The organism is Pseudomonas anguilliseptica (genome assembly GCF_900105355.1).
GTDB lineage: Bacteria > Pseudomonadota > Gammaproteobacteria > Pseudomonadales > Pseudomonadaceae > Aquipseudomonas > Aquipseudomonas anguilliseptica.
Genome location: NZ_FNSC01000001.1, coordinates 1,161,246 through 1,176,526, shown reverse-complemented (window position 1 = coordinate 1,176,526; position 15,281 = coordinate 1,161,246). Strand labels below are relative to the sequence as shown.

Annotated in this window: 15 protein-coding genes and 2 pseudogenes; 6 read left to right on the top strand and 11 right to left on the bottom strand. The window is 60.1% G+C overall.

The window, feature by feature from the left end:
• Window positions 1-3: 3 nt before the first annotated feature.
• Window positions 4-1,446, bottom strand: a complete 1,443-nt coding sequence (locus tag BLW24_RS05690) for an alanine/glycine:cation symporter family protein (protein ID WP_090377789.1) — start codon at window positions 1,444-1,446, stop codon at window positions 4-6.
• A gap of 152 nt (window positions 1,447-1,598) precedes the next feature.
• On the opposite strand from BLW24_RS05690, the gene BLW24_RS05685 reads away from it, so the two are divergent.
• On the top strand, window positions 1,599-2,417 hold the full coding sequence (locus BLW24_RS05685) for a helix-turn-helix domain-containing protein (protein WP_090377786.1): 819 nt from the start codon (window positions 1,599-1,601) through the stop codon (window positions 2,415-2,417).
• A 9-nt stretch (window positions 2,418-2,426) separates the two neighbouring features.
• Here BLW24_RS05685 and BLW24_RS05680 read toward each other — a convergent pair whose 3' ends face one another.
• Genes BLW24_RS05680 through BLW24_RS05670 form a run of 3 tightly spaced genes read right to left on the bottom strand, consistent with a single transcriptional unit; the run spans window position 2,427 to window position 4,166 of the window.
• On the bottom strand, window positions 2,427-3,107 hold the full coding sequence (locus BLW24_RS05680) for a GNAT family N-acetyltransferase (protein WP_090377783.1): 681 nt from the start codon (window positions 3,105-3,107) through the stop codon (window positions 2,427-2,429).
• 14 nt (window positions 3,108-3,121) lie between these two features.
• Window positions 3,122-3,565: a GNAT family N-acetyltransferase gene (locus tag BLW24_RS05675; RefSeq protein ID WP_090377779.1), complete on the bottom strand. Its 444-nt coding sequence runs from the start codon at window positions 3,563-3,565 to the stop codon at window positions 3,122-3,124.
• Between the two features lie 16 nt (window positions 3,566-3,581).
• Complete coding sequence (locus BLW24_RS05670; protein WP_090377776.1) at window positions 3,582-4,166, bottom strand: FMN-binding negative transcriptional regulator; 585 nt, start codon at window positions 4,164-4,166, stop codon at window positions 3,582-3,584.
• Window positions 4,167-4,258: 92 nt separating this feature from the next.
• Between BLW24_RS05670 and pdxR the strand changes: the two are divergent.
• Window positions 4,259-5,660: pseudogene (gene pdxR, locus BLW24_RS05665) on the top strand (MocR-like pyridoxine biosynthesis transcription factor PdxR).
• 19 nt (window positions 5,661-5,679) lie between these two features.
• Here the strand turns inward: pdxR and BLW24_RS05660 are convergent.
• The 3 genes from BLW24_RS05660 to BLW24_RS05650 form a co-directional block, all read right to left on the bottom strand.
• The gene (locus BLW24_RS05660) at window positions 5,680-6,462 is read right to left on the bottom strand and encodes a substrate-binding periplasmic protein (RefSeq protein ID WP_090377774.1); all 783 of its coding nucleotides are present in this window, start codon (window positions 6,460-6,462) and stop codon (window positions 5,680-5,682) included.
• A gap of 292 nt (window positions 6,463-6,754) precedes the next feature.
• Window positions 6,755-7,966, bottom strand: a complete 1,212-nt coding sequence (locus BLW24_RS05655) for a dicarboxylate/amino acid:cation symporter (RefSeq protein ID WP_090377770.1) — start codon at window positions 7,964-7,966, stop codon at window positions 6,755-6,757.
• Between the two features lie 164 nt (window positions 7,967-8,130).
• Entirely contained in the window at window positions 8,131-9,111 is a 981-nt protein-coding gene (locus BLW24_RS05650) for an IS5 family transposase (protein WP_090375775.1), read from the bottom strand.
• Between the two features lie 103 nt (window positions 9,112-9,214).
• Here BLW24_RS05650 and BLW24_RS05645 point away from each other — a divergent pair, with 103 nt between their 5' ends.
• Window positions 9,215-9,667 carry a hypothetical protein gene (locus BLW24_RS05645; RefSeq protein ID WP_167360326.1) on the top strand — a complete coding sequence of 151 codons (453 nt, stop codon included), beginning with the start codon at window positions 9,215-9,217 and terminating at the stop codon, window positions 9,665-9,667.
• 50 nt (window positions 9,668-9,717) lie between these two features.
• Window positions 9,718-10,080 (top strand): hypothetical protein, encoded by a 363-nt coding sequence (locus tag BLW24_RS05640; protein WP_090377764.1) that lies wholly within the window; start codon window positions 9,718-9,720, stop codon window positions 10,078-10,080.
• A 239-nt stretch (window positions 10,081-10,319) separates the two neighbouring features.
• On the opposite strand, the gene BLW24_RS05635 is transcribed toward BLW24_RS05640, so the two are convergent.
• Window positions 10,320-11,363 carry an IS110 family RNA-guided transposase gene (locus BLW24_RS05635; protein WP_090375479.1) on the bottom strand — a complete coding sequence of 348 codons (1,044 nt, stop codon included), beginning with the start codon at window positions 11,361-11,363 and terminating at the stop codon, window positions 10,320-10,322.
• Between the two features lie 13 nt (window positions 11,364-11,376).
• Between BLW24_RS05635 and BLW24_RS05630 the strand changes: the two genes are divergently transcribed.
• Entirely contained in the window at window positions 11,377-12,567 is a 1,191-nt protein-coding gene (locus BLW24_RS05630; protein ID WP_167360325.1) for a hypothetical protein, read from the top strand.
• Here BLW24_RS05630 and BLW24_RS05625 read toward each other — a convergent pair.
• Window positions 12,512-13,603 carry an IS630 family transposase gene (locus BLW24_RS05625; RefSeq protein WP_090375546.1) on the bottom strand — a complete coding sequence of 364 codons (1,092 nt, stop codon included), beginning with the start codon at window positions 13,601-13,603 and terminating at the stop codon, window positions 12,512-12,514. The two genes, BLW24_RS05630 and BLW24_RS05625, sit on opposite strands and share 56 nt — an antisense overlap.
• 113 nt (window positions 13,604-13,716) lie before the next feature.
• Between BLW24_RS05625 and BLW24_RS05620 the strand changes: the two genes are divergently transcribed.
• Window positions 13,717-14,358: a hypothetical protein gene (locus tag BLW24_RS05620; RefSeq protein WP_139272640.1), complete on the top strand. Its 642-nt coding sequence runs from the start codon at window positions 13,717-13,719 to the stop codon at window positions 14,356-14,358.
• Between the two features lie 47 nt (window positions 14,359-14,405).
• Here BLW24_RS05620 and BLW24_RS05615 read toward each other — a convergent pair whose 3' ends face one another.
• Both BLW24_RS05615 and BLW24_RS05610 read right to left on the bottom strand, forming a co-directional pair.
• Entirely contained in the window at window positions 14,406-14,939 is a 534-nt protein-coding gene (locus BLW24_RS05615; protein ID WP_090377755.1) for a DUF3299 domain-containing protein, read from the bottom strand.
• Window positions 14,940-14,973: 34 nt separating this feature from the next.
• Window positions 14,974-15,218: pseudogene (locus tag BLW24_RS05610) on the bottom strand (GlsB/YeaQ/YmgE family stress response membrane protein).
• Window positions 15,219-15,281: the final 63 nt, after the last annotated feature.

The following is a 15,281-nucleotide window of genomic DNA, read 5'->3' as shown; positions in this document are numbered from 1 at the left end:
GACTTAGCGCTGATGCACGCTGTTGCCAATTTCCGCATGGTTGGCCGGGGCGTTTTGCGCCGCGTTAGGCCATGCAGCTGGGTCGAGGTCCAGATCAGCGAAGTTCTTCGCATCGAACACTGGCGACTCTACACCCGCCTTGATCTGGCTGTCGTAGTCGCGCATCAGACGCAGACCAACCTTGAACAGCAGCGCCAGGGCAACCAGGTTGCAGATGGCCAGCAGGCCCATGGTCACGTCGGCAAAGGCGAACACCGTGCCCAGATCCTGTACCGAACCCCAGAGTACCAGAGCCACCACCAGCAGGCGGTAGACCACCACTGGGCCGCGCTTCTTGCTGAAGAAGCCCAGAGCGTTTTCACCCAGGTAGTAGTTGTAGATCAGGGTGGTGAAGACAAACAGCAGCAGCGCGACGGTGACGAACACCCGGCCCCACTCACCGACCACGCTGGCGACAGCGGTCTGGGTCAGCACGACGCCGGCCATCTCGGTGCCTGGCTGATACACGCCCGACAGCAGGATGATCAGCGCGGTGCAGCTGCACAGGATGATGGTGTCGATAAATACGCTGAGCGACTGCACGATGCCCTGGGCGGCCGGGTGCTTGACCTCGGCCACTGCGGCGACGTTCGGTGCACTACCCAGACCGGCTTCGTTGGAGAACAGGCCGCGTTTAACACCCATCAGAATGGCCGCGCCGATACCGCCGGCAAAGGCAGGCTCCAGACCGAAAGCGCTCTTGAAAATCAGCGCCAGGGTGGCCGGGATAGCGTCGACGTTGCTGCCGATCACGAACAGCGCCATGGCGATGTAGGAGAAGGCCATCACCGGCACCAGTACGTCGGCGAACTTGGCGATGCGCTTGATGCCGCCGAAGATGATCAGGCCGATCACTACGGTGAGGATCAGGCCGCTGACATAGGTCGGCAGGCCGAAGGTGTCATGCATCGAACTGGCCACGGTGTAGGACTGCACGGCGTTGAAGCCGAAGCCGAAGGTCACCAGCAGCAGGATCGACACCACAATGCCCAGCCAGCGCTGGCCGAGGCCGTGCTGGATGTAGAAGGCCGGGCCACCGCGGTAGGTGCCGTCGTCTTCACGGCGCTTGTACAGCTGCGCCAGGGAACATTCGAAGTAGCTGGTGGCCATACCGACCAGGGCTACGACCCACATCCAGAAGATCGCGCCCGGGCCACCGAGCATGATCGCCACCGAGACACCGGCGATGTTGCCGGCACCGACGCGGCCGGCTACCGACAGCATCAGCGCCTGGAACGAGCTGAGCTGGCCAGGCTGGCGCTGGAAGGCTTCGGCGAAGATGCGGAACATGCTGCCGAAGTAACGGAACTGGACGAAACGCGAGGCGAGGGTGAAGTACAGGCCCAGGCCGATCAGCATCACGATCAGGAGCTTGCTCCAGATCAGGTCGTTGAGAATATCGAGCATGGCAGTGAGGTCTCTCTTGTTGTTTTGTGAAGGAAATATGGGCGGGGCCGAATGGTTGAGCAGACGCGCGCGCGGTGCAATTTCGCGGGTGGCAGCGAACTGATGCGAATTGATGCTAGAATCGCGCCGCTCGCATCACCAGGAAAACTGCCATGCCCGACCATCTAGGGCCCAATCTAAAGCTGTTGTGCGGCCATTACCGGTCGATCGCCGAGGTTTGCCGCAAGCTCGCGATCAATCGCGCCCAGTTCAACAAATACCTGAGCGGACAGAGCCGACCAACGGCCTATAACCTCAAGCGCATCTGCGACTTTTTCGGCGTCGAAGCTTACGAGCTGAGCCTGCCGGCCGAGCAATTTGCCGACCTGATTGGCGCCCGCACGCCGGGTCAGGATGCAGGTGCGCGAAGCGACGCGCTGATGGAACTGCTCAAGCCGCTGCGCGCGCATGCCGGCAACCTGTCGCGCTACTGCGGCTACTACTTCGAATACTCCAACTGCATGTCGGTGCCGGGCACTGTGCTGTTGTCGCTGGTGCATCTGTGGGAGGAGGACGGTGACTTTCTCTTTGAGCGCCAGGAGCGTCAGGAGCGCTCCGCCAGCACTGATGTGCAGGGCGAGGACTGGGTTCGTTGCCGTTACCTGGGCGCCGCTTTCCAGCTGCAGGATCGGCTGTTTCTGATGGACTACGAATCGCTGACCCTCAACGAGATGAGCCAGACCATCCTGATTCCCAGCTACAAGAGCCGCATCACCCGGCTTAACGGCCTGAAAACCGGCGTCTCCAGCGGTGACCGGCGCAGCCCGGCCTGCACCCGCGTGGTCTGGGAATACCTGGGCACCGAAATCAACCGCATCAGTGCTTACCGCCAGGTGCGCTTGTACCGCCCGGATGATCCGCGCATTGATGACAATGTGCGCCGGCGCCTGTCGGTAACCCCGCTGAAGAACGGCCTGTTCGAGATCGAGTAGGCCGCGGTGTTATGACCGCAGGTCCTCTAGGCCCTGTTTCTGCTGGCCGTCGGCGCTGAAGTTGTCCGCCGCCAGCCAGCGCTGGAAAGCCGCCTCGCAGCCTGGCCACTCGCTGTCGAGGATGGCAAACCAGGCGGTGTCGCGGTTACGTCCTTTGACCACCATATGCTGACGAAACAGCCCTTCATAGCTGAAACCCAGACGTTTGGCCGCGCGTATCGAGCGGGCATTTTCGGCGTTGCACTTCCATTCCAGGCGGCGATAGCCAAGTGTGCCGAGCACCAGCTTGGCCAGCAGGTACACCGCCTCGGTCGACGCAGGGCTGCGCTGCATGGCGCGGCCAAAAGCGATATGGCCGATCTCGATACAGCCATCCTTGGCTGCAATACGCAGATAGCTCAACAGGCCGACCGCGCGCTGCTGGTGCAGGTCGATCACGCTGAAGAACAGTGGATCGCGACTGGCGGCATGGCCGCTCAGCCAGGTATCGAACGCGGTGCGTTCGCTGAATGGGCCATAGGGCAGGTACTCCCAAAGCACCGGGTCGCTATCCGGGCCTTGCAACGCCTGCCACAGATCGTCGCCATGGCGCGCCGGGTCGAGCGGTTCGAGGCGCACATACTGGCCGTCCAGGGGTCTATGGGTCGGGGTGGGCACGGGCTGCCAGTTGTGTAGCGGTTGCTGGGGCATGCGGCGGCTCCTGTTCAGAACTGTTTGCGGTATTGGATAAAGCCCGAGCGCTCGGCCATGCGGTCGTAGAGCTGGCGGCCTGGGTAGTTGGTCTCCTGGGTCAGCCAGTGCACGCGGCTGCTGCCGGCCGCCTGGGCCTGAGCATAGACATGTTCGATCAGCAGGCGGCCGATGCCGCCGCCGCGTTGATCGGCGCCGACAAACAGATCCTGCAGGTAACAGCTGTGTTCCACCGACCAATTAGTGCGGTGGAAGATCCACTGCACCAGCCCCACGGCCTGACCGTCGCGCCAGGCGAGGGCGGCATGGGTCGGCTCGCTCGGGTCGAGAAAGCGCTGCCAGGTCATGGCGCTGACCTCGCTGGGCAGCTCGCTCTGGTAGAAGTGCAGGTAGCTCTGCCACAGCGGCAGCCAGGCGGCGTGATCAGCAGGGCTGACGGGGCGGATTTCGATGCTCATAACGGTCTTCCTTGGGTTAGTGATCAGTGCTGATGTACGCGGCCAGCTCGCGGTCGCGCGGGTCATGGCTGGCGTGCAGGCCCTCGCGCACGCCGTTTTGATCGGCCTGGCTGCGGTTCTGCCCGAGCTTCCACTTGCCCTCCAGGCGCTCGATCGGCAGGGCGAAGCCGACGATGGCGCGCAGCATGCTGTCGATATACTCGCGCGGTGCATCGCTAATCGCCCAGGGCTGCGGGCGCTCGGCGTCATCGAATACTTCGGCGCGGCCATGGGCCTGCACGCTGATGTAGTTCCAGGTCGGCACCACCTTGCCGTGCTCGGCCTTGGCGGCGTACCAGGACGGGCTGATATAGGCCTCCGCGCCTTGAAAGATCACCAGCGCCGGGTTGCCGTCCGCCAGGTCGCGCCACTGTGGATTAGCTCGGGCGAAGTGGCCGTACAGCGTGCCGTAGGGGCCTTCATCGGTTTCCAGTAACAACGGTAGATGGCTGGCGCGCAGCCCCTGTTTGCCGTGGCTGATCAGCGTCGGCAGGCGCGTGGCGCGTATCTGCTGGTGCAGGGTGGCGAGGTCGTCCTGGCGGAAGGCGGCGGGCGTGTACATGGGCGGGCTCCTAGGCTGATGGTGCCCATGCTAGGTTGCGTATTGGTCTGTTGTAATATCCACTTTCTGCGACTTTTATGGAGCCAATCGCCATGGCCATTTCGTCCGCTGCGCCGCTGCCGGTCGATCTGTCTGGCATTCACCTCGACCCACAGCGCGGCCTGGCGCGCCAGCTGTATCAGGCGCTGCGCGAGCGCATCCTCGATGGTCGCCTGCAAAGCCTCACACGCCTGCCTGCAAGTCGTGATCTGGCGAACCTGCTGGGCATTTCGCGCAACACCGTGACCCGCGCCTTTGATCAGCTGTATGCCGAGGGCTATATCGAGGGGCGCGTCGGTGCCGGCACTTACGTGGCCGAGTTGAGCGCGGCGACGCGGCCGGTGCCCGCGCCCCAGGCGCAGCCGAGCGATGCTCCGCAGAGTGCGGCTTTGCAGCTGTTGCAGAGCCATCATCTGAATCCGCCGCTGAGTGGCGCGCCGAGAGCGTTTCGCGTCGGCGTGCCGGCCTTTGATCTGTTTCCCTTCGAGACCTGGGCGCGTTTGTCCGCACGCTTCTGGCGCAAACCGTCGCCGCCCGCCTGGGCTACGGCGACCCGGCGGGCGATTGGCAGCTGCGCGAGTTGATCGCCGCCTACCTGCGCAACAGTCGCGGCCTGCACTGCGATCCGGCGCAGATCGTCGTCACCAATGGCGCGCAGCAGGCCATCAGCCTGTGCGCGCAGCTGCTGGTGACGCCGGGCGCACGGGTGGCCGTGGAAAACCCCGGCTACCGCGCCGCCGGCCATGCGCTGGCGATTGCCGGGGCGCAGCTGTGTGGCGTGGCGGTGGACGGTGAAGGCTTGAATGTTCCGGCACTGACGCAGCTTGAGGGCTGTAGGCTGGTCTATGTCACGCCCTCGCACCAATACCCGACCGGCGTCACCCTGTCGTTGGCGCGGCGTCTGCAGTTATTGGAATGGGCCGAACGGCATAACGGCCTGATTATCGAGGACGACTACGATGGTGAGTACCGCTACAGCGGCACGCCGCTGGCACCCCTGGCGGCGCTCGATCGCCAGGGCCGCGTGCTCTACGTCGGCACCTTCTGCAAGATCGCCTTTCCGGCGCTGCGCCTGGGCTACCTGGTATTGCCACCGGCGTTGGCCGAAGCCTTTGCCCAGCGTCGCGCGCTGGATATGCGCCATTCGGAAATCGGTACCCAGGCGGTGATGGCCGAATTTATCGCCGCCGGGCACTTTCAGCGGCATATCCGCCGCATGCGCACGGCCGCCCGCAGTCGCCGCGATGCGCTGTTGGCCGGCTGGCCCGCGAGCGCGAGCTGATCAGCGCCGCCGAGCGGGTTGGTGTGGAGATGACAGGGTTAAGCAGTTATTGGCTGCCCGACAGCAGCACGCCGGAAGATCAGCGCGCCGGGCTGGTGCTGGGGTTTGCTGCGGTGCCCGAAGCGCAGATCGACGAGGCATTGACCGCGTTGCGTCGCGCCTGGCTGCTATAGCTGCCAGGCGCGGTTGGCTTCAGCACAGCTCGGGGTTTTTCGCGCAGCTGCCGTAGCCTTCGCTGCGCATCTGTTCCAGGGCGGCCTGCAGGCGTTCGACCACTTCGTCCGGGGTGTCTTTGTTCAACGCCAGGTACAGCTGTGAGGTTTCAAAGCTGAGTACGGTTTGCAGGTCATCAACGCCCTGCTCTTTGGCATAGACGCGCCACACCGGGTCGGAAGTGGCCCACAGGTCGATCTGACCGCGTTGCAGCTTGCGGATATTTTCCTGGTCACGCAGGGCGTTCTGCGGGGTGAAACCCAAGCGCTCCAGATGCTGGCTGACCGCCGCACTCTGATAGGCGCCGACGCGGTAGGCCTTGGCCTGTTCCAGGGTGCTCAGTTGCGGGTGGCTGCCTTTACGGCCGACCAGCACGCTCTGGTACTCGGCGATGGGGCCGACCCACTTGAACAACGGCTTGCGCGCCTCGCTCATGGAGGTGGAGAACAGGCCGTGGTTGGTCTTGGCCATGGTCTGTTGGTAGATGCGGTCCCAGGGGAAGCGCAGGGTCAGGCTGTAATCGATACCCGCGCGCTTGAACATCTCGCGCACGATGTCGGCACTGATGCCCTGAATATTTGCGTCGCGGGCGAAGTTCTTGCCGTTCACGGCCATGTTAAAGGGTGGGAAGTTTTCAGTTAGCAGCACCATCTTGTAGCCGGGCGGCAAGGCAGCCTGACTCAAGGGGCTGAATAGCAGGCCAAGCAGCAGCGCCGCTAAACCGTGGCGGCTTAGGCGCCGGAGATGTTCTAACGTCTGCATGATGGAGGTTCTCCCTTTTTATTGTTGTCAGGGGAGTGGCATTCGCCGGCCGCCCTTGTAAGGCGAGACCGGCGAATGCCACGGCTGTTTCTATCAGGAAGCCCGCTTGGTCAGCGCGGTGGCGAAGGGGTGTGTGCCGACACGGGACGTCGTCACGGCGCTGACCAGGCGGGCTGTTCGGTGCCAGGGAGCGCAGGGGTTGCCTGCTGCCGCCTGCTGTAACCTGACTACGGGCTGATGTCGGTAAACGCTCAGCCGCTGTAGTCACTGGCATGGGCTCGCTCGGTTGCTATTACTGCGCGTTGTCGCTGTTGTAGATGTCGCGATCCAGCTCCTTCTCGCTGCTGCCGACCAGGGTGGTGGTCATCAGGTCGCCAGCGACGTTGACCGTGGTGCGCGCCATGTCGAGGATGCGGTCGATACCGGCGATCAGCGCCACGCCTTCCAGCGGCAGGCCGACCGAAGTCAGCACCAGGCCGAGCATGATCAGCCCGGCGCCGGGCACGCCGGCGGTGCCGACCGAGGCCAGGGTGGCGGTGAGGATGATCATCAGGTACTGACCGGTATTCAGGTCAATGCCGAAGGCCTGGGCGATAAACAGCGCCAGTACGCCTTGGTAGATGGCGGTGCCGTCCATGTTGATGGTCGCCCCCACCGGTAGCACGAAGCCGGCCACGCCCTGCGACACACCGAGGTTCTTGCGTGCGCACTCAATCGATACCGGCAGGGTGCCGGCGCTGCTTGAAGTGCTGAAGGCCACGGCCAATGCCGGCGCCACACCCTTGAAAAAGCGCAGCGGGCTGAGCCGCGCCAGCACGCTGACCAGGCCGCCATACACCAGCAGCATATGGGTGATGCTGGCCAGGTAGATCACCCCGATCACACTCGCCAATGGCAGAAGCACTTCGATGCCGTGGGAGGCCACCACGCCGGCGATCAGCGCAAAGACACCGATCGGTGCACAGCGCATCACCAGGTCGGTGAGCTTGTAGAACACCTCGGCCAGGCTGTCGAACAGCTTGACGGCGGGTGCAGCTTTTTCGCCGATCAGGTTCATGCTCACGCCCAGGGCGATGGCGAACACGATGATCTGCAGGATATTGCCCTCGGCAAACGCCGCCACCGGATTGGTCGGTACCAGGCCGACCAGGATCTGCACCAGCGAGGGTGCCTGCTTGCTTTCCTGTACGCCGCTGGCAACCATGTGCATGCCTTCGCCTGGGGAGAACAGGGCGCCGAACAGCAGGCCGATGCTCACCGCAAAGGCGGTGGTGATCAGGTAGATGGCGATGGTCTTGACGCTGATGCGGCCGAGTTTGGCGCTGTCGCTCATGGCCGTGATACCGGCCACCAGGGAGACGAACACCAGCGGCACGATAAGCATCTTGATCGCGTTGAGGAACAGCGTACCGATGGGCGCCAGTACCAGGGCGTCGGCTTTGAACAGCACGCCGGTCAGTACGCCGAGGCCGAGGCCGATAAGGATTTGTTGCCATAGCGGCATGCGCCGCAAAAAGCCTAGGGATGGTCTGAAGTAGCCCTGTATTTCCGGTCAACTTCAGCCTCCGCTGATTTTGAAAGCGGAAAACTGATCAAAAACGATCAAGTCATCCGCTCATTTCGGTGTTTCTGGCCGCCGCGAGCACCTCGCAGCGGTCATTTCCCACATTACAGGCGCACCTCTCCTGCATTCGTCAGCAAATGTCGACGGGCCATCCACAGGTTCGACAGGGCGAACAGCGTTACCAGTTGTGCGGTGTTTTTGGCCAGGCCACGGAAACGCGTCTTCACATAACCGAACTGACGCTTGATCACCCGGAACGGGTGCTCGACCTTGGCGCGAACTTGCGCCTTGGCCTTCTCGATCTTGCGCTTGGCTTTGTACAGCGCGCTGCGCTTACTCAACGTGTTGTACGTACTGCGGCGGGCTGCGATCTGCCAGATCACTTCACGGCCTTCATGTTCTGGCCGCTTCTCTACGCCGGTGTAACCCGCGTCGGCACCCACCATGTTTTCTTTGCCGTGTAGCAGCTTGTCGACCTGAGTAACGTCTGCAACATTGGCTGCCGTGCCGACCACGCTATGCACTAAACCCGACTCGTCATCGACGCCGATGTGCGCCTTCATGCCGAAGTAATACTGGTTTCCCTTCTTGGTCTGGTGCATTTCCGGGTCACGCTTACCGTCCTTGTTCTTGGTCGAACTCGGCGCATTGATCAGCGTGGCATCGACGATGGTGCCTTGGCGCAATGACAAACCGCGGTCACCCAAATAGCCATTGATGACGGCCAAGATGCCCGCAGCCAGTTCGTGTTTCTCCAGCAATCGGCGGAAGTTGAGGATGGTGGTTTCGTCGGGAATGCGCTCCAGGCTCAGACCCGCAAACTGGCGCAGGATGGTGGTCTCGTACAGAGCCTCCTCCATCGCCGGGTCGCTGTAGCCGAACCAGTTCTGCATCAAATGAACCCGTAACATCGCCATCAGCGGATAGGCTGGACGTCCGCCTTCACCCTTGGGGTAATGCGGTTCGATCAAGGCAATCAAACCCTTCCACGGCACAACCTGATCCATCTCGATCAGGAACAGCTCTTTGCGGGTTTGCTTGCGCTTGCCGGCGTACTCGGCGTCGGCGAAGGTCATCTGCTTCATCGGAAAACTCGGCGGGTGGAGTTCAGGTATTTTGCCAAATTCAGGAAGTCTTCTTCAGGGTTTCCCTAGAGATAACCTTATGAAACGAAGCATGACCTCCCTGATGACTTACCTGCCTCTGTTATTCCTCTGCACGGCCTGTGCAGTGGCACCACAGGCCGAGAAACCTGCCATCCAGTTACAGAGCCTTTCCTACGACGAAGCATTGCAGGCCTATCGCAGTGCCGCACGCGACGAAAACTACCGTTGCATCCACCAAACTGCAGACGACCTCTACAAAGCCAGTACAGATGCCCAAATTGTGGCGATCGTGATCGATGACGTGCTGTATCTGAAACGTGATGGGGTTTTGTTGGAACTGGGGCAAGTGGAAATCAGCGAAAAGGCTGCCCACTACACGAGCGCTGATGCACGAATCGAGGCCGGTTACTCGATCATCAAGCAGTTCAATTTTTCGGAGTACAACGAGTCAGATGACCGCAATGTCGAACTGTGGGTAAAAACACCCGAAGGCACACAGCATTTGAAGACATTCGGCAACCGTTGTGGGATCTGATCTCGCTGGCAATCGCTCACATGCCAGTCTGAAGAAATCAAGGAAGAGTCATGTCTAACCGATACACAATTGTTGAAAGCGTTGGCAGTGCCATCCAGTCAGTCACGTCTTTTGATGACTTGGAAAAGCACCATCCATCTTCAGGACAAGAGGCAGGCCGAGACTACGAGACCATCGATGGTGATTTTGAGGAAGCTCGTAAAACTTCAGATGGCCGCACACTGATTAAGAAAGACTTCGTGCTTTTGATCAATGGCAGCAACAAGTCGGTCCCCGTGCCTTGCCCTATTTCCGGTTACGTTAAAACGAAGGTAGCAAATGGAACCGTTTCGATTTACGACAGTCCCGGCGGAAAGCTACTGGGACAAGTGCTCCATCTGAACACAGCGTATATGGACTCTCCCCACAAGTAGTGAGCAAAGCTTTGCTTTTGCACCTGTCGTCAGCGCGGTTGCATTCGTATATCCGGCCTGTTTTGGGCTCACCGCCCTGGCCACTCTGTAGTTCGCGCAGCGGGGGCCAAGCGTTCAATCGATCACGCGGATCATGATTGTTATCGGCCTTATTCCGCTGCAGGACTCGCCTGTTCCGACAGTGCTGCTGCTCACCACAACCACAAGAAAACCATCTCTCCCTTCTGATTACCCCGCCGTCAGGCGGGCTTTAGGCTTTGCCAGTTACCACTGAAACGCCGCTCATGGCACCACACGGCCCAGCAAATCCTGACCAACTTGTTGGCCAGGGCTACAGCCGCTTTGTTGTGGCCGATACGGGCTGCCGTCTCGACGGCCCAGCGTTGCAATTGGGTCAGTTTTTCCGGTGAGCGAGCCTGACAGCGCTGTGCTGCCAGCAAGGCCGCTCGCGAGCCGTGGATTAACAAGGTGCGCACATAGACGTTGCCCTGTCGGCTGATGTGACCCAACTTGCGCCGGTCGCCGCTACTGAATTCGCGTGGTGTCAGGCCCAGCCAGGCGCTGAGTTGACGACCACTGGCAAAGCGCTCGGGCTTGCCGACTGCGTTTTTCAGGGCGCTGGCGGTCAGCAGGCCAATACCGCTGACTTCATCGAGTTTGCGCACCACTTCATCGTCGGCGTGCCAGCGTTTGAGTTGCTGCTCACACTCGGCCACGCACTGTTCGTGCAGGTTGATTTCCGCAAGGACGATATGCAGTTGATGGCTCAAGGGGGCGACTTCTGGGCGCTCAACCAACTCGTGGGCCGCACGGATAAACGCGGCGGTGGCGACCGGGGCTTCGATACCCGCTTCGCGCAGGATGCCGCGCAGCAGGTTGATCCGCTGGGTACGGCTTTTCTTCCAGGTTTCGCGCAGCCCGTGCAGTTGCTGCACCTGTTGTTGCTCATGGGTTTTCACCGGCACCGGATAGATATCCTTGCAGCGCGCGGCCTCCAGCATCGCATCACAGTCATTACGGTCGGTTTTGTTGCGGCGTCGATACGGGCGTACATAGCGCGGGTGGATCAGCTTTATCGAATGGCCCAGTGCCTGTGCCACGCGCCCCCAGTAATGGGCCGTGCCGCAAGCCTCCATCACCCACTCGACCGGCTCAGTTTGCTCCTGTATATATCGCCTGAACGCCTCTCGGTTCAGCCGCTTGCGCTGCACCACCTGGCCGGAACGGACACTCTCGGCAACTTGGTAAACGGACTTGGCCAGATCAACCGCAATTCGTTTCATCGCGCCTCTCCCTTTGTTCAGTCACCGCGGTTCTGGGTATAGAACTGTGGCGCGGGGAGAGTCCATTACAGCATTCAAAGTCAAGGATGGTGACTTCATCGAGTATGGCGAGCGAGTGGGTATTCAGTCCGGTACCGGAGCTACAGGCACTGTTACCTATGCAATTCACGCCCACGTCGAGCTGGAAAAAAGCCAGTTCGTAAAGTACATCGCAGATATCGTCAGCGGGGCAATAACCCCGAACGCCGGAGCATCCGGTGCCTCTTCAAGCAATGAACCACCCTTTCAATTCCCTATCCGTAAACCCGATGGCAGCCACTATCAGCTAGAAGAACTTTACAAAGAACTGGAAAAGGAAGCCTCAGGCCACTACTTGCTAGGCAACCATGGCTTCTGGCATGGCGGCATCCACTTCAGCGATTCCAGCGTGCCACACGCTAAGCTCAAACAGGCCGTGCGCTGCATGGCAGATGGCGAAGTGGTCGCTTACCGGCTGAACAAGAATTATCTATCGTCCACATTCATGGGCGAACAAAGCTGCGACAACCTGCGCTACTCCACGTCTTTCTGCCTGGTTCGCCACACCTATGAGTCGCAGAAGCGTCCGGCGGAGAGCAAACCAGTTGCCAAAATCGAGTGGGTAGGTAAAACAGTACAACTTACCAGCTCGCGCTATGGACGCGATATCGCAAGCACAGTCCTGGGTAATACGGGTAACTTCGAAGCGCTTATGCCGGCAGGCACAGAGCTGCAGATTCTCAAAATCCATGACACCAAAGATATGCGTTTCGCCTTGGCCACGATCAAGGCTGCATTGCCCGGTAAAGATCGAGCTGGTAATCCGGTAACTCGTGCCGCAACGAGCGAAATCTGGTTCGCCGCATTCGACAAGAAAGATGTGATCCTCAAGGATCGAAACAAGCAAGCCATCTTCAAGGATGTAACGTCTGCGCCCCCAGCGAAAACAGAAGACAAGAAGCCAGAAACCAACAAACTTGAATTCTTCAGCCTGTATATGCATCTGCTGCCTTTTGAGCATTACCCGTTACAGAATGGCGAGAGTCAGCGCCGGTTCAAGGTAAAGGCCAAGGGCCGCAATGTGCGCAAGGAAGCAAACCTTACTGGCACCGTACTAGTGGCCTGTCTGGTTAATCCAATAACTCATTCCGAATTACAGCCAGCTTTGCTCGATGCACGGAGCTGATAATCGACTCAGCCGTTTTGCTCCAGCGGAACGGCTTAGCCGAATGTTCGTTATGAGCCTCAATGAAGCGACGTATCGCCGCTCTCAGGTCAGCCACGCTGCTGAAGGCATCACGATAAAGCGCCCGTCTTTCCAGTTGCGCAAACCAGCCCTCCACGGCGTTCAGCCACGAGGCGCTGGTCGGTGTGAAGTGCAGCTTGAAACGGGGATGCTTCTCCAGCCATTCCCTGACGGCAGCGGTCTTGTGAGTCGAGCTGTTGTCCAGAATTACATGCAGGTCCAGCTCGGCGGGGGTGCTGCGGTCGATCTGTCGAAGGAACTCCAAAAACTCCTTGGCCCTGTGCCGCTGGGTGATACGGCCGATGACCTTACCCGTCAGGATGTCAAAGGCTGCGTACAGACTGGCCGTACCGTGGCGCTTATAGTCATGCGTCCGCCGCTCAATCTGCCCGGGCTTGAGCGGCAGCATGGGCTGTGTGCGGTCCAGCGCCTGGATCTGTGTTTTTTCGTCAACAGATAGCACCAGGGCGTTGTCGGGCGGATTCAAATAGAGCCCGACGACATCGACCACTTTGTCTGCAAAGTGCGGGTCGTTACTGATCTTGAAGGTTTTCAACCGGTGCGGCTTGAGGTCGGCAGCAGCCCACACCTGTGCGACCTGCCAGATGCTGACCCCAGCGTACTTGGCCATCAACCGTAGGCTCCAGTGGGTAGCTTCGCGCGGGACTCGCTGGGTCGTCAGCGTCAGGATTTCCTTGATCTTCGCTTCGTTGAGCTTGCGAGGCGCTCCACTGCGCCGCAGGTCACTCAGCCCCTCCAGACCGGTCTCCTGGTAGCGTTTACGCCATTTGAAGACCACTGGCGCAGAGACTTGCAGCTGCTCGCTGATCTCCTTGGGCGTGAGACCGTTGGCCAGCAGCAACAGAATTCTGGCCCGCTGGCCGATGCTCTGAGGCAGCGATCCCATGCGTAACCAGCCTTGCAGCATGTCGGCATCACTGGGACTCAAGAAGAATGGGGCTGCTGGCCGGGCCATATGGGAGCTCAATTCATGACGATAGAGCGCGCAGTATACTGGCCCGGCATTGGATTAACGAATTTTACAGACAGCTCACTAGAAGTGGCAACACTGAAACCTACCGGGCGGATATGAAAACCGGTGAATTGACGATCAGTTGGGGAACGGAAGCCAAAGTATTTGCAGATATCGTTGGCTACGCCGGCCAGACGTCCAGAGCCCTGCTCTCGTTCAACGGTGCTCCCACGCTGACTTACAGAAACGCCGGGTCAAACACATCTTTTGAGGTGTTCTATACCCTCACGATCAAGGACAACGTACCGGTGATCAATTGCGTATACGGCAATATCCGCAATGGACAGAATGGCGCATCTATTCGTAAGGCTGTATGCAACTTGGATAAACCTCTGTCGAGCGAGTATCAGGATCTGATTTCGAAATACTCGGACAAGTGGATCGAGGCCTCCAATACCGTGTCTCTGCAGTCCGTGATGGACGAACCCTCTCAAGCGGCCGACGCTCCCCTTGGCCGAATGGGCGAGGTCGACGTGGCGCTGCGTTACGACTCACTCGACGCACTGCTGGCTGCGACCCCGAAAACCATAGCGACTGCGAGTGGAAAAACTTATGAAGTAAACAGCGGCAATGCCTATTTCGTGTATGACGCAGACGGCACCACGCCACTGGTGCTGGATGTAGAGACAGACCCCGCCACGCACACGCTGAAACGCCTGACATCAACGGAGCTGCTACGCGCGATTGAGGCCAACTGAGCTACCGGGCGAGTGAGTAAGTGCCGGAAGACTCCGGCACATGACCCTTACAGATCGCTTTCCTCAACCACCCTTACTAACTCCGCCTCCAGGGCATACGCCGCATCCGCCAACTCGTTGTTGACCTGTTCGACCTTCAGCGTGCCGCTGACCCACAGCGGGGCGTAGATGTCTTCGAGTTCGATGCCTTTGGGGTAGCGCACTAGCACCAGCTGGTTCGGCGGTGGTGGCGGAACGTGGATGCAGGCCCCGGGGTAGGGAACCAGGAAGAACAGTGTGCTGTGGCCCTCGCTGTCGGTTTCCAGCGGCACCGGGTAGCCGCCGAGGCGGATGGGTTTGCCGTCGAAGGCGGCTACGGTTTTCGTCGAGTACATCACTGCTGGCAGGTTCTGGTCCTGCTGTTTGAGGCCGCCGGGGTTGTAGAAACCGCTTTCCATCTCCAGCCCGTCGTGGCTGATCTCGGGCATGTCTTCCAGGGCCTGGCGATCTTCCGGTGGCATCAGCTCAAGCCAGTCGGTTTCCGGCAGTTCGGCGCAGGCCAGGGCGCTGATAAACAGCAGGGGTAACAGCAGATAACGCATGAGCAGGCTCACCAAGCAGCGGAGTGAAAGGGTGTTAGCCCTTTTTGACTGCGCCGTAGATTACCAGCAGCACCACAGCACCGATCACTGCGCCGATAAAACCGGCGGATTCACCCACCTTGTAGATGCCCAGCGCCTGCCGCCATAGGTGGCGGCAATCGAGCCGCCAACGCCGAGCAGGATGGTCATGATCCAGCCCATGCTGTCGTTGCCGGGTTTGATAAAACGCGCGATCAGACCGACGATCAGGCCGATAAAAATGATGCCAATAATGCTCATGCGAGCCTCCTGAATGGACGGTGGGATTCACGACCGTTGATCTGACCACGGGAAAAGCTGGCA

Coding starts and splice junctions, on each gene's coding strand:
- BLW24_RS05690 (WP_090377789.1), bottom strand. CDS start 1,446: ATGCTCGATATTCTCAACGACCTGATCTGGAGCAAGCTCCTGATCGTG.
- BLW24_RS05685 (WP_090377786.1), top strand. CDS start 1,599: ATGCCCGACCATCTAGGGCCCAATCTAAAGCTGTTGTGCGGCCATTAC.
- BLW24_RS05680 (WP_090377783.1), bottom strand. CDS start 3,107: ATGCCCCAGCAACCGCTACACAACTGGCAGCCCGTGCCCACCCCGACC.
- BLW24_RS05675 (WP_090377779.1), bottom strand. CDS start 3,565: ATGAGCATCGAAATCCGCCCCGTCAGCCCTGCTGATCACGCCGCCTGG.
- BLW24_RS05670 (WP_090377776.1), bottom strand. CDS start 4,166: ATGTACACGCCCGCCGCCTTCCGCCAGGACGACCTCGCCACCCTGCAC.
- BLW24_RS05660 (WP_090377774.1), bottom strand. CDS start 6,462: ATGCAGACGTTAGAACATCTCCGGCGCCTAAGCCGCCACGGTTTAGCG.
- BLW24_RS05655 (WP_090377770.1), bottom strand. CDS start 7,966: ATGCCGCTATGGCAACAAATCCTTATCGGCCTCGGCCTCGGCGTACTG.
- BLW24_RS05650 (WP_090375775.1), bottom strand. CDS start 9,111: ATGAAGCAGATGACCTTCGCCGACGCCGAGTACGCCGGCAAGCGCAAG.
- BLW24_RS05645 (WP_167360326.1), top strand. CDS start 9,215: ATGACTTACCTGCCTCTGTTATTCCTCTGCACGGCCTGTGCAGTGGCA.
- BLW24_RS05640 (WP_090377764.1), top strand. CDS start 9,718: ATGTCTAACCGATACACAATTGTTGAAAGCGTTGGCAGTGCCATCCAG.
- BLW24_RS05635 (WP_090375479.1), bottom strand. CDS start 11,363: ATGAAACGAATTGCGGTTGATCTGGCCAAGTCCGTTTACCAAGTTGCC.
- BLW24_RS05625 (WP_090375546.1), bottom strand. CDS start 13,603: ATGGCCCGGCCAGCAGCCCCATTCTTCTTGAGTCCCAGTGATGCCGAC.
- BLW24_RS05620 (WP_139272640.1), top strand. CDS start 13,717: ATGAAAACCGGTGAATTGACGATCAGTTGGGGAACGGAAGCCAAAGTA.
- BLW24_RS05615 (WP_090377755.1), bottom strand. CDS start 14,939: ATGCGTTATCTGCTGTTACCCCTGCTGTTTATCAGCGCCCTGGCCTGC.